Source organism: Paraburkholderia sp. BL6665CI2N2 (assembly GCF_004366535.1).
Classification (GTDB): Bacteria; Pseudomonadota; Gammaproteobacteria; order Burkholderiales; family Burkholderiaceae; genus Paraburkholderia.
This window is the reverse complement of the sequence record NZ_SORC01000002.1, coordinates 562,444-582,105: the sequence shown is the minus strand read 5'-3', so window position 1 is coordinate 582,105 and position 19,662 is coordinate 562,444. Positions and strand designations below refer to the sequence as shown.

Annotated in this window: 17 protein-coding genes and 2 pseudogenes; 10 read left to right on the top strand and 9 right to left on the bottom strand. The window is 60.2% G+C overall.

Features of this window, described 5'->3' with window-relative positions:
• Positions 1–32 precede the first annotated feature (32 nt).
• Positions 33–788, top strand: coding sequence for an amino acid ABC transporter ATP-binding protein (locus B0G81_RS40360; RefSeq protein ID WP_134143891.1), 756 nt, complete (start codon positions 33–35; stop codon positions 786–788).
• A gap of 30 nt (positions 789–818) precedes the next feature.
• A complete protein-coding gene (locus B0G81_RS40355; RefSeq protein ID WP_134143789.1) occupies positions 819–2,057 on the top strand; it encodes an FAD-binding oxidoreductase in 1,239 nt (412 codons plus the stop codon).
• Positions 2,058–2,823: 766 nt separating this feature from the next.
• Here the strand turns inward: B0G81_RS40355 and B0G81_RS40350 are convergent.
• The 5 genes from B0G81_RS40350 to B0G81_RS40330 all read right to left on the bottom strand — a co-directional run bounded on the left by B0G81_RS40350 (position 2,824) and on the right by B0G81_RS40330 (position 6,712).
• The gene (locus tag B0G81_RS40350; RefSeq protein ID WP_134143788.1) at positions 2,824–3,213 is read right to left on the bottom strand and encodes a RidA family protein; all 390 of its coding nucleotides are present in this window, start codon (positions 3,211–3,213) and stop codon (positions 2,824–2,826) included.
• 135 nt (positions 3,214–3,348) lie between these two features.
• Positions 3,349–4,341 (bottom strand): ectoine utilization protein EutC, encoded by a 993-nt coding sequence (gene eutC / locus B0G81_RS40345; protein ID WP_134143787.1) that lies wholly within the window; start codon positions 4,339–4,341, stop codon positions 3,349–3,351.
• Positions 4,338–5,324 (bottom strand): hydroxyectoine utilization dehydratase EutB, encoded by a 987-nt coding sequence (gene eutB, locus B0G81_RS40340; RefSeq protein ID WP_134143786.1) that lies wholly within the window; start codon positions 5,322–5,324, stop codon positions 4,338–4,340. The genes eutC and eutB overlap by 4 nt, the downstream gene beginning before the upstream one ends.
• Positions 5,325–5,760: 436 nt before the next feature.
• On the bottom strand, positions 5,761–6,078 hold the full coding sequence (locus B0G81_RS40335) for a hypothetical protein (RefSeq protein WP_208328637.1): 318 nt from the start codon (positions 6,076–6,078) through the stop codon (positions 5,761–5,763).
• An 85-nt stretch (positions 6,079–6,163) separates the two neighbouring features.
• Entirely contained in the window at positions 6,164–6,712 is a 549-nt protein-coding gene (locus tag B0G81_RS40330) for a TetR/AcrR family transcriptional regulator (RefSeq protein ID WP_243856903.1), read from the bottom strand.
• A 187-nt stretch (positions 6,713–6,899) separates the two neighbouring features.
• On the opposite strand from B0G81_RS40330, the pseudogene B0G81_RS40325 reads away from it, so the two are divergent.
• Together B0G81_RS40325 and B0G81_RS40320 are read left to right on the top strand one after the other, a co-directional pair.
• Positions 6,900–7,681, top strand: a pseudogene (locus tag B0G81_RS40325) (glucose 1-dehydrogenase).
• 267 nt (positions 7,682–7,948) lie between these two features.
• Positions 7,949–8,562: pseudogene (locus B0G81_RS40320) on the top strand (tyrosine-type recombinase/integrase).
• Positions 8,563–8,814: 252 nt separating this feature from the next.
• Here B0G81_RS40320 and B0G81_RS40315 read toward each other — a convergent pair.
• The 4 genes from B0G81_RS40315 to B0G81_RS40300 all read right to left on the bottom strand — a co-directional run bounded on the left by B0G81_RS40315 (position 8,815) and on the right by B0G81_RS40300 (position 11,977).
• Positions 8,815–9,234, bottom strand: coding sequence for a VOC family protein (locus B0G81_RS40315; protein ID WP_243856865.1), 420 nt, complete (start codon positions 9,232–9,234; stop codon positions 8,815–8,817).
• 103 nt (positions 9,235–9,337) lie between these two features.
• On the bottom strand, positions 9,338–10,162 hold the full coding sequence (locus tag B0G81_RS40310) for a TetR family transcriptional regulator (protein WP_134143783.1): 825 nt from the start codon (positions 10,160–10,162) through the stop codon (positions 9,338–9,340).
• 88 nt (positions 10,163–10,250) lie between these two features.
• Positions 10,251–11,162, bottom strand: coding sequence for an SMP-30/gluconolactonase/LRE family protein (locus tag B0G81_RS40305; protein WP_134143782.1), 912 nt, complete (start codon positions 11,160–11,162; stop codon positions 10,251–10,253).
• Positions 11,163–11,212: 50 nt separating this feature from the next.
• Entirely contained in the window at positions 11,213–11,977 is a 765-nt protein-coding gene (locus B0G81_RS40300) for an enoyl-CoA hydratase/isomerase family protein (protein ID WP_134143781.1), read from the bottom strand.
• Positions 11,978–12,337: 360 nt separating this feature from the next.
• On the opposite strand from B0G81_RS40300, the gene B0G81_RS40295 reads away from it, so the two are divergent.
• From B0G81_RS40295 to B0G81_RS40270, 6 genes are all read left to right on the top strand, one after another.
• A complete protein-coding gene (locus tag B0G81_RS40295; protein ID WP_134143780.1) occupies positions 12,338–13,675 on the top strand; it encodes an MFS transporter in 1,338 nt (445 codons plus the stop codon).
• A 50-nt stretch (positions 13,676–13,725) separates the two neighbouring features.
• The gene (locus B0G81_RS40290; protein WP_134143779.1) at positions 13,726–16,113 is read left to right on the top strand and encodes a xanthine dehydrogenase family protein molybdopterin-binding subunit; all 2,388 of its coding nucleotides are present in this window, start codon (positions 13,726–13,728) and stop codon (positions 16,111–16,113) included.
• Positions 16,110–16,970, top strand: coding sequence for an FAD binding domain-containing protein (locus B0G81_RS40285; protein WP_134143778.1), 861 nt, complete (start codon positions 16,110–16,112; stop codon positions 16,968–16,970). The genes B0G81_RS40290 and B0G81_RS40285 overlap by 4 nt, the downstream gene beginning before the upstream one ends.
• Positions 16,967–17,458 carry a (2Fe-2S)-binding protein gene (locus B0G81_RS40280; RefSeq protein ID WP_134143777.1) on the top strand — a complete coding sequence of 164 codons (492 nt, stop codon included), beginning with the start codon at positions 16,967–16,969 and terminating at the stop codon, positions 17,456–17,458. Before B0G81_RS40285 ends, B0G81_RS40280 begins: the two co-directional genes overlap by 4 nt.
• A 163-nt stretch (positions 17,459–17,621) precedes the next feature.
• The gene (locus B0G81_RS40275) at positions 17,622–17,936 is read left to right on the top strand and encodes an EthD family reductase (protein ID WP_134143776.1); all 315 of its coding nucleotides are present in this window, start codon (positions 17,622–17,624) and stop codon (positions 17,934–17,936) included.
• Between the two features lie 129 nt (positions 17,937–18,065).
• Positions 18,066–18,965 (top strand): NAD(P)-dependent oxidoreductase, encoded by a 900-nt coding sequence (locus B0G81_RS40270; protein ID WP_134143775.1) that lies wholly within the window; start codon positions 18,066–18,068, stop codon positions 18,963–18,965.
• The last annotated feature ends 697 nt before the right edge of the window (positions 18,966–19,662 follow it).

Below are 19,662 nucleotides of genomic sequence, written 5' to 3'. Positions count from 1 at the left end.
CAATGCTCAACGCTCAGCAACGTAGCAAGGTGATGGTCGAGGCTCGTGACATTTGCAAGAGCTATGGCCCATTCGAAGTCTTAAAAGGTATCGACCTGACGGTTCACCAGGGCGAAGTCGTGTGCATCATAGGTCCTTCCGGGTCGGGGAAATCGACGTTGCTACGCTGCATGAACCATCTCGAGAACATCAATTCCGGACGCCTTTTCGTCGATGGCGAGCTGGTTGGCTATCGGCAGGAAGGCCACACGCTTTACGAATTGAAGCCAGCAGAGGTATGCAGGAGACGGCGCGATATCGGCATGGTTTTCCAGCATTTCGATCTCTTCCCACATATGACGGCATTGGAAAATCTGTGCCTGGCTCCGCAAGTCGTCCATCGGCGGAAAAAAGATGAAGTGAATCGCGATGCGTTGATGATGCTTCAGAAGGTGGGGCTTTCCGACAAACACGCACACTATCCCTCACAGCTATCCGGCGGTCAGCAGCAACGCGTCGCCATCGCGCGGGCCTTGACCATGCATCCGAAGATCATGCTCTTTGACGAACCCACGTCTGCGCTCGATCCCGAACTGGTTGGTGAAGTTCTGAAGGTGATGAAAGACCTGGCTAAGTCGGGTATGACGATGGTCGTCGTGACTCACGAGATGGGCTTCGCTCGAGAAGTGGCCGACAGGGTCGTGATCATGGATGCCGGTCGTATCATCGAAGACGGGACGCCGGAGGAGATCTTCTCGAATCCGAAAACGGATCGGGCTCGCGCATTCCTAGACCGGCTGATCAGCTGACCCGCAAATTTCTGAAGAAATCCCATTCCAATGATTGACACTGTTGTCGTAATCGGAGGCGGTGTTGCCGGGTTATCGGCAGCGCGTAGCCTGCAATTGGCGGGACGCCAGGTCGCCGTTATCGATCCTATGCCTTCGACAGGCGGCGCTTCCTATGGGAACGGCGGATTCATCACGCCAGACAGTTTCATGCCCGGCGCGCAGCCTGGAATGCTTCGCAAAGTACCGGGGTGGCTACTTGATCCGCTCGGCCCGCTTGCGATCAGCCCGCAATACGCACCCCATGCCATACCGTGGTTTTTGCGCTGGTTGCGTGAAGGCAGAGGCAGCCGCATGACGGAATTGGCGCATATGATGCGCAAGTTGAACGCCCCGGCTCTGACCGAATGGCGACGTTTGGTGGGTGACCAACTGTATGGCCGATACATTCGGGAGAACGGGCAGGTTTATCTCAGCGATACGCCTTCGACCGGTTCCGCAGCTGAGATCGAACAGCGCATGACAATCGAGTATGGACTCGACGTCGAGCCCTTGTTTCCGGAAAAAATCCAGACTTTATATCCGGGCATTTCATCATCCGTCAAATTCGGCGTTCTCAAGCGAGGGAATGGGCATACGAACAGTCCAGGCGCTCTCAACGACGCGCTGGCGGAAAAGATTCTTGAAGCCGGGGGAGTATTTCATCGGGAATCGGTGCTGAAACTGATACCAGAATCCGACCAGTGGCTGGTATTGACATCAAGCGGGAATCATCGCGCCCGTGACATCGTCGTGGCGGCTGGCGTGTGGTCGATGCAGTTGCTACGTCCATTGGGAATCAGCATCCCTTTGGAGAGTCAACGCGGCTACCATGTGATGATTCAGGCTAGCAACGTGGAGATCGGCATTCCTTTCATCCATCGCGGCCGGGGCGTAGGTCTCACACCAATGATCGATGGCCTTAGGGTGGCGGGCAGTGTGGAGTTCTCTGGCGTGGACGGAATGCCGAATGAGCAGCGCGCCTTGCAGCTCGTCCGTCACGCTCAGCAGCTATTTCCTGCACTGACCGAAGCACCTCACAAGATATGGACTGGGCAACGTCCGTCTACTCCGGACAGTCTGCCGGTCATCGGTGCCGCCGGAGAACGGCCGGGACTTTGGCTATGCTTCGGACATGGCACTTACGGAATGACCGCTGCTCCGCCAAGCGGGCGTTTGCTGGCCGAGCTGGTCACCGGCGTCCAGCCTTTTACCGATCCAGTTCCTTACTCGCCCCGCCGCTTTACCTAGAAGGCTTTTAAGAAGCGCCCCGTCATGAGGACCGAAGCCATGTTGAGGAGGCTTGGACGCGCGAGTTTCCGCTGAATTACCGGTTCGCCGCGCATTCTGCGCGGGGCACGCGCCCGTTGTGGCTCGCAGTCTTAGTTCCGTGGCGGCTCGCCGCTCCGCTCCTTGCGGCGGCACCCCCCGGCATTCAGGTCGTGCGGGTGAGGTCGCTCGCAACCATCGCCAGTTTAAAATGTGCTGATCGACGCGTCGGATGCTACGACAGACCGTCTGCCGGCTCCGACCGACCTCAGTTATAGCCCAAGCGACTGGCGCGGATTGGGCGACGCACGCGAGCAACTCAATGTGTCGACGGTTCTAACAACTCAAGCCCGGCGAGCACACTACGCCAATCGCCGGGCGCGAGCGCATTGGCCTCTTCCGTAAAACTCGCTTCGATTGGGCGCTTAAGACGCTAGTCCTCGCCCGGTTTCACTAACCGAGCCATCTTAGTTCGCGCCCGGTGATTTAGGGAGCGCTCAATTTCCCCCCACGGGAGTGCGAAAAAGTCGATTGGGCCGATTATCGTAGTCGTAAAATCCGTTCAGCATTGCTAGAGGCGACTTTGTGTCGAGTGGGCTCGTTCATGGGAGCGGTCGTGAGGAATTGCACGGCCGGCCCACTTTCTTCGAAGGGATAGTAAATTTCGAACAGAATCGCGTCGGGGGATGTTGCTGTCCGCGCCGACACAGACGAGAGTGCCGAAAAACGCCTTTAGCGAGATCGAGGATTATCGGATACCGCCGAGATAAGCATGCGCTTGAATTTCGATGCGCATGCCCGGTACCATCAGGGCTTTAACGATCACGGTCGCGCGATTGGGAAAGGGCGCTTCGAACATCTCCCCATAGACCTGGTTCATCTCGGCGAAGTCGTCTGGATCCGTCAGATAAATCGTGAGCTGTGCGACGTCGGCGAGGCTTCCGCCAGCGGCGCGCAATGCGCTCTCCAGATTGCCGAACGTCTGGCGTACTTGCGTGAGGGTATCGGCATCGACGAGAATCTTGCTGGTAGCAGGATCACGGGGTATTTGCGACGTGTATACGGTTTGGCCTGCAAGCACCGCGTTGCTGATTGGCAGATCGGATTGTACGGGCGAGTTGATACGCTGGATCGTCATTGAAACTCCTGTTCGCAAGGGAAAAAAACGGCGATCGATTTGCACCGCCGGATGACATTGCCAATGCACGTTTTCGCGTCTAGCGCAGCACACCTTAGTGTTCACCGCCGACGTCTTCGAAAATTGGCGTCTCCGTCAACTTTCGAATATGACACCGATCTGGGCGGCCCGAGCGGCAGACAGCGCGAGTGTCGCGATTGCTGTGTCCTGCACACCGGTTCCCGTGAGGTCGGCAATGGTTATTTGCAAATCGTTTTCGCGCCCCGGTTTCGTGCCGGCAATGATCTCGCCAATCTCTGCAAACTCAGCGAACATTGAGACCTGGCCCGCTTCGATCGCATGGTGCAGTTCGCCGAGACGACGCGTCTGCGCCAAGCTGTCCGCAACGTAGACGTCAGCCCGCGCAATTGCCCCCGGTTCTAGTTCGTTCTTGTGTTCCGCGTCCGATCCCATTGCCGTGATGTGTTGCCCGGATTCGAGCCACTCTGCAAAGAAGATTGGTCGGCTTGCAGGAGTGGTCGTAATGATCACATCGGCACCTTGTACTGCCGCTTGAGCGTGTCGACATGCTTTTACGGCAATCCCCAATTCACTCGACAGTTCGCCAGCAACAACCTGTGCCCGGCTGAAATCACGCGCCCAGATTCTCGCTTCCGTGATCGGCCTCACGAGCATCAAAGCCTTCAGTTGCAGCTTCGACTGCATGCCTGATCCTAAAACCGCCGCTACCGACGCGCCCTCGCGAGCGAGATGCTTCGCAGCGACCGCGCCTGCTGCGGCTGTACGGATATCGGTGAGGTAACCATTGTCGAGAAGCAATGCCTCGACCAGGCCCGTTCTGCTTGAAAGGAGCACCATCATTCCGTTAGTGCTGCGTAGTCCGATTGCCGGATTGTCAAAAAAGCCGGGACTAATTTTGATGGCGAAACCGTCGAGGTCGGGCACATAGGCGGTCTTGACGTCGACTTCTCCACGGTGTTCGACAATATCCAACCGAAGGATGGGCGGCATAACGACCGCCCTGGTCGCAAGTGCAAGAAAGGCATCTTCAATACATTGGACTACTCGGAGATCCAGGACGATGACCTGCCTTAGATCGTGCTCGGTCAATACCTTCATGGCGGTCATGAGTTTGCTTCTCCCTGCACACTGTTCCAACCATTCAGTACGTTCTTATGTAGGCCCATGTCGATGTTCCGTCCTGAGAGGACGATTGCAAGCGGGCCCTTCGAGGTCACTTTACGTGCGAGGACCGCAGCGATCCCAACAGCGCCGGCGCCTTCCACAATCTCCCGCTCGTGCTCGTAAGCGTGACGAATGCCCGCAGCAATCTCCTGCTCGGTCACCAGCACTACGTCGTCGAGGAGGGCGTGACACATTGGGAAAGTAATTGTGTTCTCAAGTCCAATGCCGCCTCCGAGCGAATCGGCGAGGCTGCTGAATTCTTCGACCTTTACAGGACGCGCACAATCCAGACTGACTTTCATTGCCGCGCCCCGATCCATGGTGACACCTATCATCCGCGTTGCAGGCCGTAGCCCCTTCACCGCTGCGGCCACTCCTGCAGCCAGCCCTCCGCCCGACAATGGGACAAGAACGGCGGCGACATCGGGCATCGCCTCCACAATCTCAATGCCGATCGTCCCCTGACCGGCGACAATATCCGGGTGGTCGAAAGGCGGAACCATTACGAGCCCGTTTTCGCCCACTAATCGGTCAACCTCTTCCTGCGCATCGTCCTGCGAGTTACCGACGATGCGGACATCCGCGCCAAGACGGCGAATTTCGAGGATCTTATTTTGGGGGACCAGGCGGGACATGCAGATAACTGCGCGGGCACCGGCCCTTCGAGCTGCAAAAGCAAGCGCACGGCCGTGATTCCCTGTCGACGCGGCGACAACCCCGCGACTTCGTTCGTCCGCCGACAGCGCCATGATTGCGTTGGTGGCGCCACGAAACTTAAAGCTGCCCGTCTTCTGATGGTGCTCGAGCTTTAATCCGACTGAAACGCCGGTCACCTCTGAGAGTTGAAACGAGGAAGCCAAAACCGTCGTCTCAATGTGTCCTTTAAGGCGGTAACGAGCCTTTTCTATGTCTTTGAGATCAATCATGAATACCCTGCATTCTCGTGCTGCGTCCGAGGGATATTCCCAGCGTGCATCGGACCGATCGGTTAATCGGCGTCTAGTGCTGGGAGTAGCGTTTCCTCCCGTTCTCGGTCGGTCGCTACGGCGCGAAACACGCAGGCCTCGCTTCAGAAGACGATTGTATCTATGCGTCGATACTGATTTACGCAACGTTTCCCCATCAATCGCAGTTTTTCCGCGTATCAATGAACATTTTCGATGTATTTATAGACGGAAACCGGGCGTTGCAGGCTGCGGAAGGGCTTACTCGCCGGCGCCGATTACGGAGCTGGATTGGCGCGTGGCGATAAGTGCAGGATGCTATTGTCCGAGAGTCTGAAAAACAGGTGAGGCTGCGGGTCGGGATCCGCGGACCGCAGCAGGTGTCCAGATAGACCAAAGTCGTCACGCGAAATGCCAGCTAGGCGGCTGCCGCCTTCTCCCTCGCCCGCCCCATGCCAATAGTAACGACACCTTCTTTGTTGGTCGGGCGCGGGCGTCTTCCGCATTTTGCGGCTCGATTGAGCGCGTTTTCACGGGCTGCTCGGATGGCCGCATCGAAGTCGGGCTCGGTCGCGAGATGTCGGTTATCCACGCTGACATACCAAAGACCAGCGGATAAGCACCACCTGACGCGCCCCTCTTCGTAGGCGCTGCTGAACCAGCGCCAAACTTCCGCATCGGAACAATTCGCCTCATTGGCGGCGTCAGCACGTGTTAGATCGCGAAGACTGTTCATCGCTAGCGGTCCGTAAGTGGTGCAGTCTGAGTTCCACATGCAGCGTGGTCAATTTGCGATCTCGTACCTCTATTGCACTTGCTGCTCACGCCTTTGGGTGTGCGGTCGGCCAGGCGGCCATCGCAACATCCACGACATGCAGCAATTCGCGACGTGTGCCGCCGTGCTGAGCCTGCAAGGCCAAGCCCTGAATCAGAACGGATAAGAATCGAGCGAGCGTCGTGGGCGAGACTTCACGTGCAAGCTCTCCATCCTCGACCGCACGTACAAGCAAATGCTTGAGCACCATTTCGATCGCCTCGCGCTTGCGGGCGACATATCGGCGTGTGTCGTCGGAAACGGTGTCCTCAGGCAACGGCCCATGCGTCACGAAGCAAACGCCCCCTGCTTTCGGATCAGTGAAGCGTCGAACGCTGTCGCGCAGCAAGTTCTCGACTGCCTCTCGAGCACTGCAGCCCGCCAAAAGCGATGCGAGCCGTCGATCGCCCGCGTCCGTATAACGGGTCAAAGCCTTCATGAACAGCGCTTCCTTGTTGCCAAAAGTCGCGTAAAGGCTGACTCGATTGATGCCCATCGCGTCGGTCAGGTCGGTCAAGGAAGCCGATTCGTAGCCTTTTGAAGCGAACACTCCCATAGCGGCGTCCAGCGCGTTGTCCTCGCAAAACGATTTCGGGCGGCCGGGTGGGTTTCCAGTGGGGCGCTGCGCCATCGCGATAGTTAATTGTTTACCGATCGATAAGATAACCTCTTGACATCGGAACGACAAGCCTGGACGATTCCTTATCGATCGGTAAGAAATAGTCAACCCAAAAGGAAGCACCATGGCTGGAAAATTGGATGGCAAGGTTGCGATCGTCACCGGTGCCTCGAAGGGCATTGGCGCGGCGATCGCCAAGCACCTCGCCGCGGAGGGCGCCGCGATCGTCGTAAACTACGCCGCGAGCCAGACGGATGCTGCAGCCGTGGTCTCGGCCATCAAGCAGGGAGGCGGCCGAGCCGTGGCGATCAAAGGCGACGTTTCCAAGGCAGAGGACGCGGGTGCGATTGTCGAAGAGGCGATGCGGACGTATGGCGCACTCGACATCTTGGTCAACAACGCCGGAAAGTATGAATTCGCCGGCTTGCAAGACATCACGGAAGAGCATTTCCACAAACTGATGGACATCAACGTCCTAGGACTTCTCCTCGGCGCATTCAATCAATTTGCATGGCTGGCGTAGCGAGCGTGACGAAGGCCGCCGCCGAACAGATGCGCGATGGCGGTAGCATCATCAACGTCGGCGCTAGCATCACTACGATGAAACCGCCGACCTCCGCGGTGTATACGGCGAGCAAGAGCGCCGTCGAGACGATCACGGGGGTACTGTCCAAAGAACTTGGAGGCCGAGGAATTCGGGTCAATTGCGTCAACCCGGGCCCCACGGAGACCGAGGGATCATCCAACATTCGGCGCGGCGGATCCGGGGGTGGATGAATTGCCCAGACGCCGCTCGGGCGAATCGGCCAGCCAGAGGACATCGCAAAGATCGCAGTGTTTCTGGCTTCCGATGAGTCTGCCTGGATGACCGGTGACGTCTTGATCGCCAGCGGCGGCCTTCAATAGCCTGGGGTATCGCGCCCAAACGTCCAAAATCTGGAGCGTGTTAGGCGCGAACGGCAACTATTGGCCGCGTAGAGGCAATGCCATCCGCGATCTGCTCGCCCGAAACCCGCCATTCAGCGGGCCCGGACGAGACCCTAGTTGTTTGAATTGGATGGCGACCTCGACCGGCGGCTTATGGCCGGGTGCACGCATCCGATCTGCAGAGACGGAAAGGGACCCTCGCGCGGGGCACAAAATCAGACTCCGATCAACCAATTGGAGTCTGACATGGAAACCAAGCAAACGCGGGTTCCCTGGAACAAAGGCAAGCTAATCGGGCAAAAGCCGCCGCTCAAACTGAAGGACATCTGGGCGATACGGATTCATCTCCAGAATGCGCATTCGGTTCGCGACCTGGCACTGTTCAATATCGCCATCGACAGCAAACTTCGAGGCTGCGATCTGGTCAATCTTCGTGTTCGCGACGTCATGCACGGTAGTCAAGTATTGCCGCGAGCGATGATCGTGCAGCGGAAAACGCAGCGGCCGGTGCAATTCGAGTTGACCGAACCAACCCGGTCCGCTGTGTCTGCGTGGATTGACAAAGCTCAGCTGAAGTCGGAGCAGTATCTTTTCCCCAGCCGTCTCCTCAACTCGCCACACGTCTCGACTCGTCAATATGCTCGGATCGTGCATCGGTGGGTCGCTGACATTGGACTCGATCCGACGATTTACGGCACCCATACGATGCGCCGAACCAAGGTCACGCTGATATACAAACGTACGAAAATCTCCGGGCTGTTCAACTCCTGCTCGGTCATTCCAAGTTGGAAAGTACCGTGCGGTACCTTGGAATCGAAGTCGACGATGCACTGGAGATCTCTGAGCAGACTGAGATCTAAGGCGTCGTTCTCGGCCGCACGCGGCATCCGTTCGAGAACGCGCGTGCGGCCGCTATCTGGCGAGACGCCGTGCGAGTACTGCCGGCCGGCAGCGGTCGTCCGACCATCACATGAGACTGCCGCTCAAATGGCCGATCAGCGGTGGACTACGGCCACACGGCTGGCCGTCGAGTGTTTTGCGCATCCGACGACGCAGCGCCGACGCTTCAGGCGCGGCTCGTCGGGTTGGGCCAATGGGCTCGTAGGTGAATACTAAGGGTACTGCAGGATATTGATGATCGTACCGTCGGGGTCTCGAACCATCGTCGACCGCAAGCCGTCCGCAGAGAGAGGCTTGAGTTTCCATTCGAAGACTACGCCTTCATTCTCGAGGTGCGATGTGACGGCTTCGAGGCTCGATGTACGAAAAACAATCGCCTTCGCCCCGGTCCGGTCGATGTGCGGCCCCGGCACAATATTCGCGTCGGGATTGCGAACGGTCGTTGCACGCGAAAGAAGTTCGATCCGCATGTCGTCTCTTTCGAGAATCTGGAAATCGGCCTCGAGTGGTTCGATGTAGGTCGAGTATCCTCGACGAAACCCGAAGAGGCGCCCGTACCAGTCTGCGGATCGATTGATGTCAGTCACCGAGACAGCGACGTTGTCGAATTCAATCAATTGCTGCGTCGGCAAGCCGGATGTGCTTAGGTCAGTCATTCATATTCCTCCACAGGTGGCGCCGCGAGCGCGCCTCTTAGGCGAGTCAACCCTCCGGCCGCTGAATCGCCAGGTCGCGTCACTCGCGACCGCGCACGCTACGAGTCGGTGTGTTCGCGATGGTGCTGGCTTGCGATTTCTTCGTTCGACCACTCGAGGGCCTGGCGACGCGGCCTTCGGGCTCCTTCGAACTTACGTTCGTGCCTGTTTCGTTGCGCACCAACTCACGTATGCCTGCCGCCGCGAAGCGGACGAGGTCGGAATAGTGTGCCGTCGACTTCCTCGCGCGGTCCCGTGCGCCCAGTCGCATCGCCCGGCCATTGAGTGCATGGGCTTGCTGCCGGGCTCCCACGGAAAACAGATACGCCCACACCGCCTGCTCGCGTGCAATGCCAGGCACGACGGTATGCAGGGCGTCGATGAATCGCTCCGCGATCGGATCATAGTAGGTCTCGCGAATGCGCCGTGAACGCTCGTCGCTGCCGAGACTGACGGACGCCACGAGTTGCACGTAAAGCGCCAGATTCACCGCATCTTCGCCATGAAAAATTTCCGATAGCGGGGTGAAAGCGATCGTCAGCACGTCTTCGACGGTCGCGGTGCGTTCGCTCGCGAAGAGAGCGTCGAGCAGCTTGCCACGGTGCTGATTAATCGCCGACGACCGTCGCTCGAATACAGCTTCGTAGAGCTTGTCCTTGGTCGCGTAGTGATAATGCACGAGCGCCTGCGCGACGCCCGCTTCCTCCGCGATGTTTCGCATGCTCGCGCCGGCGTAGCCGTGCTCGCCAAACACCCGTTCGGCCGCATTCAGGATCGCGGAGAGGCGCGTGCCGGGCGCGTGGTCCGGTTCCTGAGCACCGTTGGCGGTGCGAGCTGACGCCTTCTTTTCGCGTTCTGTCTTCATCTTGACGATTCCCCCACCGTACTATTCGATCGATCAGTCAGTATATCGCGATCCTCACGCGACGCGATATACCGGGCAGCGCATGCCGTTACCCAAGAAATTCCGGCTCGGGCAGTCCCTTTACGCCGGGACGTACCGCGAGCACATTGCCGGCGAGCGGCTGCTGCGCGAGTTCCTTCTCACTCATGCGCCGGCGCGCCGTGGTGATGAAGAGGGTGTCGAGATCCGGACCGCCGAAGCACAGGCTGCTCACGCGCCGCACCGGGAGATTGATGACCATGTCGATTCGTCCCCGCGGGTCGTAACGCGTGACGCACCAGCCGTCCATGTTCGCGCTCCAGAAGCACCCGTCGCCATCGACGGTCGAGCCGTCGCAGATGCCACGTCCGAGCGGAACTTCAGCGAACTTGCGACGGTTGTAGATGGCGCCGTCGACGGAATCATAGTCGAACACGTCGATCTGGCAACTGAACGAATCGGTCATGTACATCAGGCGGTTATCCGGGCTGAAGCTGAGCCCGTTGATGCAGGTGATGCCTTCCATGACGAGTTTCGGATTCAGATCCGGATCCAGTCGGAAAAGGCGTCCGCGCGGGGTGTAGGCGGACGCTTCCACGGTGCCGGACCAGTAGCGGCCGTGCCTGTCGCACTTGCCGTCATTGAAACGGTTATTTGGGCGCTCGGCGTCGGGGCGCGCCACTTCGGTCAGCTCACCGGTTTCGGGCGAGAAGAAGTAGAAGCCCGAGCGCATGCCTACGAGCAGACCGCCTTTGGCGCGCAGGCCGATGCTGCCAATCTCTTCCTGCATCGGCCAGCTCTTCTTGGCGCCGCTTGAAATGTCGAGGCGATGGATCGATTGACCGATCCCGTCCACCCACCAGAGAAGTTGCGTTTTCTCATCCCAGATGATCGACTCGCCGAGCACGTCGGGCGTGGAATCGACCACATCGATGACCGAACCTACCATATCGATCGGTCTGGTAATACTGCTGACAGTCATGCTGCCTCCTTAATTTGTGAAGTTGATACAGGTGAGAAGCCGGGTCCCGTTCAGGCAGCCGCTTCTTTCATACGGGCGATGCCTTCCAGCGCGAGTCCGTATCCGAGCACGTCGTGCAGTCGTGCCTTCAGTTCCTGATTCAGGCAGGTGCGCGTATAGCGTCGCACGAGACGGGGCTGCCTGAGCATCAGTTTGGCGAGTTCACGGGCGCGCGGCAAAAGCTCGGCCGAGGGCAGCACTTCGTTCACCAATCCCATTTCAAGTGCCGCGCTTGCGGAAATGCTCTGACCTGTCAGCAGAAAGTAATGGCCGCGCGCGCGGCCCATCAGCAGCGGCATGATCAGATGCATGCCGTCGCCCGGCACCATGCCTCCCTGGAAGTGTGCGGTGTCCTGGATCGCAGCGGTGTCGGATGCGAGCACGATGTCGCCGAGCAGCGGAATCTCTGCATGACGCACGGCCGGGCCGTTGATGGCGCTGATCACCGGTGCTTCGATATTGAGCAGGTTGATGAGCAGATGCTTTGCTTCCCAGTAGATCGGATCGTAGATCGTGGGCGTCATCGAATTGCGGTTCTGATGCATGCCGGGCGCAATGGAGGGGCCGCTGAAGGCATCGCCCGTGCCGGTCATGATCACGACCTCGTTTTCCCGATCGCGTCCTACATCGAGAAATGCCTGCTCGAACTCGCGATGGGCTGTGAGATTCCATACCAGCGGTTCGCCGTGCGTGTGGAAGTGCATCTCCAGTACGCCCTCGGTACGTGTCATGCGGATGGTCTCGAATTTGTCTGAGTACTCGTTGAAGGTGCTCACGGCTCTTTCCTCTGATGAAGGTTAAAAATCACTCCGACGCCTGTCGCGAGGTGCATCTCTTCGCCAGGCGATGCATTCAGCTGCCGATACTAGTACTGACTGATCGATCAGTCAACAAGGGAAAGTCCCCGGCGGATTAGCCGCGTTTTCCGTTGACCGGAACCTGGCTCCTCGGATACTGTGCTGACTGTTCGATCGATCAGTTTTTCGATGCGAGCGATCCGCCGCCTTCGGGCGCGCCCCCAGAAAGAGCAGACGCCGCCGGACCATCTGCGCCGCGACAGGCTCAAGGAGACAGCCTCATGAAACGCTTCCCGTCATTCACGTGCCGTTCCGTTCAACTCCATTGAGAGGATCATCATGTTGCGCAAAATCACTCTCGATGCACACGCTCCCGCTCAGGTAACGGCCCCGGAAGATTCGCAGCGCGCGCTCTATCTCAAGGTTGCGATACGGCTCGTTCCGCTTCTGATCGTGTGCTATGTAATCGCGTATCTTGACCGCATCAACGTCGGATTCGCCAAGTTACAGATGCAGGACGCACTCGGCTTCAGCGATGCGGTGTACGGGCTCGGCGCGGGAATATTCTTCATCGGCTACTTTCTGTTCGAGGTGCCGAGCAACCTGCTTCTGCAACGCATCGGCGCCCGCAAGACCATCACACGCATCATGGTGTTATGGGGTCTCACCGGCTGCGCAATGGCAACCGTATCGAGTCCAACCGCATTTTATGTACTCCGCTTTATGCTCGGCGTGTTCGAGGCGGGCTTTTTTCCCGGCGTTGTCTACTTCCTCAGTCAATGGTTCCCGCGCAACCGGCGCGGGCAGATTCTCGGTCTCTTCATGACCGGCTTCCCGATCGCGGGGATGATCGGCGGCCCGGTATCGGGCTGGGCGATGTCGCGGCTCGCGGGCGTCGCAGGTCTTGCGGGCTGGCAGTGGCTCTATATCGTGGAAGCGGCACCGGCGGTGCTGCTCGGTATCGTGACGTGGTTCACGCTTTCGGACGACATCGAGCGGGCAAAATGGCTGACGGAACCGGAGCGCGACACCTTGCGCCACGCGTTGCGCAACGCTGGCGACGAGGCCGGCGCGGAACATGCCGGGCAGCTTCGGCAGGTCATTACCGACCCGAAGGTGTACGTGATCAGCTTCGCCTACTTCACGTTTATTTGCGGCACCTATGCGTTGAGCTTCTGGGGGCCGACGGTACTGAAGAGCGCCGGTGCGACGAGCCTGGGGCGCATTGGCTGGCTCTCTGCCATTCCGTACGGCATCGCCGCGATGGGCATGGTGCTGATCTGCCGCAACTCGGACAGACTCCTGGAACGCCGCTGGCACGGCGCACTGGCGGCCCTGGCCGGCGCGACGGCACTTTCACTGCTGCCGCTTCTGGCGCATGATCTGACTGCGACCATCGTGCTGCTGACGATCGCATCGACCACGGTGTTCGTCACGATTCCGCTGCTGTGGTCGCTCGCGTCCGACTATTTCGCTGGGTCGCCGGCCGCCGCTCCGGCGATCGCATTCGTGAACAGCCTCGGTCTGCTCGGCGGATTCGCCAGTCCGTTTGCGATGGGCTGGCTCAAGACGCTGAGCGGCACGCTCACCAGCGGGCTTTTTCTGATGACGACATTGCTGGCGCTCGGCGCATGCGCGATGCTGTGCGTGCGGGTGGGTGGCCAGGCGAGCCGATGAGCAACGAACGAACGGCGAGGTCCGGGCAATCGGGCCGTCGCGCAACAAACATGGAACCGACTTTCAAGGATGCGTCGCCTGGCAGCCTGCTTGGGGAAAGCGTGGCGCGTCTGGACGCAGAGCGCTTCGTTTCAGGGCGCGTCGATTACAGTGCCGATCTCGTTCCCGAGGGCGCGCTCCATCTTGCCATCCTGCGCAGCGTTCACGCGTGTGCATCGATCGTCTCGATCGACCTGTCGGACGCGCTCGCCATGCCGGGTGTGGTCGCGGGTCTCACTGGAGAGGACGCAGCGCGCATGAGCGATGCGATGCCGCCTGCCATGGATCTGCCCGCACAAGGCGCGCGCGGTCCCTTGCAGAGCCGTTGCCTTGCACTCGGTCAGGCAACGTATTTCGGCCAACCGGTCGCGGCGCTCGTGGCGACGTCGGTGCACGACGCGCAAGCCGCGCTCGCGAAGATTCGCGTGGAATACGCGGTGCGACCGGCAACTGCGAACGCATGCGACGCGCTGCGCGAGGGTGCGCCGGTGGTTCAACCCGGCTGGGATACAAACCTGTTTGTGCGCGACCGCATTCGTGCGGGGGACGCCGATGCTGCATTTGGGCGCGCAGCGCACATCGCACGAGGGGAACTGACAGTCGGCCCGTCGACCAGTGCACCGATGGAAACGCTGTGCTACGTCGCAGAATGGGACGCGCGCGGCGAGCGCTACACGCTGACGGGCACGTTCCAGAACCCTCATACGAGCCGCTGGCTGATTGCAGCGGCCTTGCGCGTAAAGGAGTCACAGGTCCGCGTGATCGCGCCGCGCATTGGCGGGACCTTCGGACTCAAAATGGCGGGGCATCCCGAAGAAGTGCTGGTCGCGCTGTTCAGCCGGATGACGAAACGCCCGGTCGCCTGGGTCGAGGAACGGCGCGAAACAATGCTCGCCGGCGCGCGTTCGCAGCATCACAGCTTCGAGATCGCGGCGGATGATCAAGGCAGGCTCATCGGCTGGCGTGACCGCATCATGGTGGATGTCGGCATCATCGGCGCGGGTCATAGCTGGGCGATGGCGCTGGTCACGCCGGCCGTCTTTCCGACCGTCTACACGATTGAGCACTGCGACGTCGAGTGCTCCCTGGCGATCACGAATCAACCGCCGTGGCAAGCCATACGCGGTTACGGCAAAGAGATCGGCAACCTCGTGCTGGAACATGCTATCGATCTGCTGGCACGACAAACCAGTATGGATCCGGTCGAATTGCGACGGCGCAATCTGGTCGCGCGAGAAGCCTTGCCGCGTTTGCTGCCGTCCGGGCTGAACGTGGATAGCGGCGACTATCCGGGCGGCCTTAAGCAGTTGCTGACGATGTTCGATTACGAGCAATGGCAGGAGCGCGCAAGCGCGGCGCGTACCAGCGAGCGTCGCATCGGTATTGGCATTGCGTTCGAACTGACGCCGGAAGGCGGCGCGCGGCCCGGTAACTTCCCAAATGGATACGAGACGTCCACCGTTCGCATGATGCCGTCGGGCGACGTGCAGGTGCTGACGGGCGTGACGTCTCCGGGCAGCGGCAGCGATACCGGCATTGCGCAGATGGTTGCCGGTGAGCTCGGCCTGCGCGCGGACCAGGTCAGCGTGATCGAAGGGGACACAGACGTGACGCCGCTCGGCACCGGCAACGCGAGCAGCCGTGCGCTGATGTACGGCGGGACCGCCGCGTATCTCGCCGCGCGGGAGTTGCGCGCGCGGCTCTCTCAGTGCGCCGCCAACATGCTCGGCGGTGCGCCCGACGACATTTCGCTGCACGACGGCCACGCATGGCGTGAGTCGAACGGCGCGCGGATCGCGGTGGCCGAACTCGCGCTCGGGGCGCATCTGCGTCCATTCACCGTAGCAGCCGGCGTGACGCTGCCGCTCGAAGTGACGCGTAGCTTCGCGCCAAAGAACGTGCGCGTGGAGCCGGATGCGCAAGGCCGCATCGCCACGTACCCGACATTCTCATATTCCGTACATGCCGCGGCGCTCGAACTCGACATGGCGACCGGCAATAGCAGGCTGCTCGACTATGCCGTGGTGCACGACTGCGGCGCGATGGTCAATCCGGCGCTCGTCGAAGCGCAACTAAGAGGCGCGGTCGTGATGGGCATCGGTGCCGCGCTGTGGGAACTGATCAAGTTCGATGAACATCAGCGCATGATTACCGATCGCTTCAAGAGTTATTTACTGCCTCGCGCTAATGATCTTCCGCCCATTCGCGTCGGACATCGCGTGACGCTAAATCCGTTTCATCCGCTCGGCATGAAGGGGGCGGGCGAATCGGGGCTCGGCGGTGCGCTCTCAGCGGTGAGCAATGCCGTGGCGAATGCGCTGGGTGACGATGCGCGCCTCACACACGTGCCGGCGACACCGGCGCGCGTGATGGCGTCCCTCAGGGAGGGACGCGCGTGATCGGCCATTACTTCGATTTTCACCAACCGAGGGACCTTGACGAAGCGGCTGCCTTGCTAGCCGCCTTTCGCGAGGATGCGTCGGTGCTCGGCGGCGGCACGATGCTGGTGCCGTCGATGTCGGCGAATCTCGTGTGTCCCGGACATGTCATCAGTCTCGGCGCGCTCCGTCTGGATGAAATCGCGCTGGACGATACGCATCTGCACATCGGCGCGATGACGACCTATGCGCAATTGCTCGCTTCACGCCTCGTGGCGCGCCATGCGCCGTTGCTTGCGGCGATGGCCGCGCAGGTCACGGGTGGTGCATCGATCGTCAATCAGGGCACGCTCGGTGGGGCAGCAAGCTTCGCGAATCCTTCGTCCGACGCACCGGGATGTCTCGCGGCGCTCGAGGCAGAGTTCGAATTGCGCTCGTCGCGGGGCGTGCGTCATGTCGATGCGAAAGACTTTTTTATCGACGCCTTCTGCACCGCGCGCCGCGCAGACGAGTTTCTCGTTGGCCTTCGTGTGCCGCGCGATACGACGCTCGTAGCGTATGAGTATCAGAAGTACAAGGTGAGTGCGAGTTCGTGGCCCATCGTGACTGTCGCGTGTTCCCTGCATCGGGGCGAGCAGATCAGTGTGCGACTCGCCGTCGGCGCGGCCGGCCGACGGCCGGCGTATCGCCGCTTCGCGACCGACGAACGGGTGTTGCTCGCGCCCGATGCATTCATCGAGCAGGCGGCGATGGGTGCGCGGGATCTTGTCGGCGAAGGCTGGAGCGATGAACTTGCGGACGCGGATTATCGTCGCGCCATCGTGCCGGACGTCGTAAAACGGCATTTGCGCATCCTGCTCACGGGAACGAAGACATGAAAGGAACGATCGAGGTGCGGCTGACGCTCAATGGCGAGCCGCGTTCTGAACGAGTGGACTCACGACTGCTGCTCGTCGAGGTTATCCGCAATGCGCTCGATGCGAAAGGCACGCGCATCGGATGCCTGACCGGCGATTGCGGCGCGTGCACTGTGTTGATCGATGGCGAGGTAAGGAAGTCCTGTCTTGTGCTTGCGGCGTCGATCTCCGGAAACGACGTGCGGACGATCGAAGGCCTCAGCGGAATCGAGGCGCTGCAGGAGGCGTTCATTGTGGAGAACGGGTTTCAATGCGGATTCTGCACGAGCGGCATGCTGATCGCGGCGGCGGACCTCCTGAGGCATAACTCGTCGCCGAGCCACGAAGAGATACGTCACGCGATCAGCGGCAATCTGTGCCGGTGCACCGGCTATGAAAGCATTGTCAATGCGATCCATCGCGCGGCGCACGGCGACAAGACGTGCGCCCCGGCCGACGACCCCGGCTAGCAGCGTTCTCGCGGTCTTTGTCACGATGCCGATCGGTCCGCCGCGATAAACGGTGAAGCCGCGAGACCCGTCTGAATCTGGCATCGGCACCCGCGCGCGACATCACCGGTGCGATGCATCCGATCGATGCCAACTTTTCACGCCTTAGTCACTGGAGAACAGCATGTCGAGAGATACCAACGTCACGATCTATGTCACCTACGAAGGCGAGACCGGTGCACACTTCGATCGCGCGTATTACGTCGACCGTCATTTGCCCCTTGTGATGCATCACTGGTCACGCCACGGCCTTGTCGGGGTCGCCGCCTTTGTCCCCGCCGAGCAGCAGGCCGGAACGCTTGCGATTTGCGAATGCAGGTTTCGCGACGAACCATCGGTCGATGCGGCTTTTACGTCGCCTGAAGCGCCCGCCGTGATGGCCGACGTGACACGCTTCACGGATATTGCACCGCGCCGCCTGCGCGCGATGGCGCTATAAAGAGGCACCTGCGAAGAGAGCTCAGACGCAGCGCCCACTTCTTTCCTGGAATGGCTCATCGGGCAGTCGAGGCGATGCAAGACACGAGCATTGGCTAACACGATTCATCTGAAATGCAGGAGAAAAGACATGGAAATCGGCATCATCGGACTCGGCGCGATGGGACGCGCGATGGCCCGCAACCTGGCGCGCGCAGGACATGAGGTGAAAGCGTGGAATCGTTCAGGCGGATCGGAAGGCGTCACGATGGTCGCATCGCCGGTCGAGGCGGCCCAGGGCGATGCCGTGCTCACGATGCTGTCCGATGACGACGCGATCCGCTCGACGCTCGTCGCGTCCGGCGTGCTCGCACAGGCGCGGCGCGGACTCGTGCATGTCGTTACGTCGACGATTTCGGTTGCGTTCGCGCGTGAACTGGTTGCCGTGCACGAGGAGGCGGGTATCGGTTATGTCTCCGCGCCCGTGCTCGGACGCCCCGACGTGGCGGCGAAGGGCGAACTCAATGTGCTCGCGGCCGGCGTCCCTCAAGCCGTGGCAACGGTACGTCCGTTGCTCGAAGTGATTGGCGGACGCATCTGGGATATGGGCTATGAGGCGCCGACTGCAAATGCCGCCAAAATCGCGTGCAACATGATGATCACGATGGCGATCGAGGCGATGGCGGAAGCCGTCGTACTGACCGAAGCGAATGGCTTGCAACGCGAGCGCTTTTTCAACGTAATCCTGAACACGCTGTTCGGCAGTCATTCGTATGAGGTTTATTCGGCGAACATCTCGGGCGAAAACTACGAGCCCGGCTTCAAGGCGTCGCTCGGTCTGAAGGACTTGCGACTGGCATCGGAAGCCGCCCGCGAAGCGGGGCGAACGTTGCCGATGCTCGCTGCGGTCCACGGCCGGATGGCCGATACGGTCGCGGCTGGGTTGGGGGACCGCGACTGGTCGGCGATGGCGAAGTACACAATCCAGGAGGGGACAGGACGAGGTGGATCGTCCATTGGCAATGGAATAACGCCGGCCCACTGCAAATGACCGTTGTCCTTCTGTAAGCGGCCTTTAGAAAGCCGTGGAAACAGATGACCGAGAAGGGTCGAAAGTGTGAGTTCGCTGATGTAGAAAGGTGCCGCTCCTCTGCTTCAAGCCGACAACGTCGGCAGTCCGCCGTATTGCTGACGTAGGCTCCAGTTCGCTTGAATGTCGGCAATGGCCGATGAAGCAACATCCGTCCTCGCGAATTGAATGAGCGCTTACTGGATGCATGCGACGTCCGAACGTCCGAGCGACGGCGCCGGCGAATGACGCTTCATAGGCCGTATTAAGACAGATAATGACGGGCGGAGCCCCCCTCTTCTGCCGTTCGTGACCGACTACGTGAAGGACTTATTCTTCTCGATCAGAGAGGGGGCCTTCCCAGACGGACTTTTTCTAATGGACTACCTCGACCAGCGCTCCCCCGTCGTGCACGCGGAGCACATTTCCTTCGGGCGTCATTATTCGGGGAAGGTCTGTCGCGCGCGGCGTCGCAGTTTTGCCAGGCCCATTCCCCACGCGTTTGTTCGGCAAGGACTTCGTTACCGGGTCTGCGACCCGGCGCGGTGTAGCTTTCGATACGTGATGTGAGAGCACCGCAATCTTGCTTGGTCTCGGCTTGCCCTTCCCGGACGGCTGCAGCCTCGCTTCAGGAGGATTCCAGATTTCAACGTAGTGTTCGCCTGCGACTGCAGTGGAA

Bases quoted from the DNA above. Each gene is read 5' to 3' on its own strand.
- B0G81_RS40335 (WP_208328637.1), bottom strand. From the start codon at position 6,078: ATGAACAGTCTTCGCGATCTAACACGTGCTGACGCCGCCAATGAGGCG.
- B0G81_RS40305 (WP_134143782.1), bottom strand. From the start codon at position 11,162: ATGACTGTCAGCAGTATTACCAGACCGATCGATATGGTAGGTTCGGTC.
- eutC (WP_134143787.1), bottom strand. From the start codon at position 4,341: ATGACCGCCATGAAGGTATTGACCGAGCACGATCTAAGGCAGGTCATC.
- B0G81_RS40350 (WP_134143788.1), bottom strand. From the start codon at position 3,213: ATGACGATCCAGCGTATCAACTCGCCCGTACAATCCGATCTGCCAATC.
- B0G81_RS40290 (WP_134143779.1), top strand. From the start codon at position 13,726: ATGGAACCGACTTTCAAGGATGCGTCGCCTGGCAGCCTGCTTGGGGAA.
- B0G81_RS40275 (WP_134143776.1), top strand. From the start codon at position 17,622: ATGTCGAGAGATACCAACGTCACGATCTATGTCACCTACGAAGGCGAG.
- B0G81_RS40360 (WP_134143891.1), top strand. From the start codon at position 33: ATGGTCGAGGCTCGTGACATTTGCAAGAGCTATGGCCCATTCGAAGTC.
- B0G81_RS40295 (WP_134143780.1), top strand. From the start codon at position 12,338: ATGTTGCGCAAAATCACTCTCGATGCACACGCTCCCGCTCAGGTAACG.
- B0G81_RS40330 (WP_243856903.1), bottom strand. From the start codon at position 6,712: ATGGGAGTGTTCGCTTCAAAAGGCTACGAATCGGCTTCCTTGACCGAC.
- B0G81_RS40310 (WP_134143783.1), bottom strand. From the start codon at position 10,162: ATGAAGACAGAACGCGAAAAGAAGGCGTCAGCTCGCACCGCCAACGGT.
- eutB (WP_134143786.1), bottom strand. From the start codon at position 5,324: ATGATTGATCTCAAAGACATAGAAAAGGCTCGTTACCGCCTTAAAGGA.
- B0G81_RS40355 (WP_134143789.1), top strand. From the start codon at position 819: ATGATTGACACTGTTGTCGTAATCGGAGGCGGTGTTGCCGGGTTATCG.
- B0G81_RS40280 (WP_134143777.1), top strand. From the start codon at position 16,967: ATGAAAGGAACGATCGAGGTGCGGCTGACGCTCAATGGCGAGCCGCGT.
- B0G81_RS40270 (WP_134143775.1), top strand. From the start codon at position 18,066: ATGGAAATCGGCATCATCGGACTCGGCGCGATGGGACGCGCGATGGCC.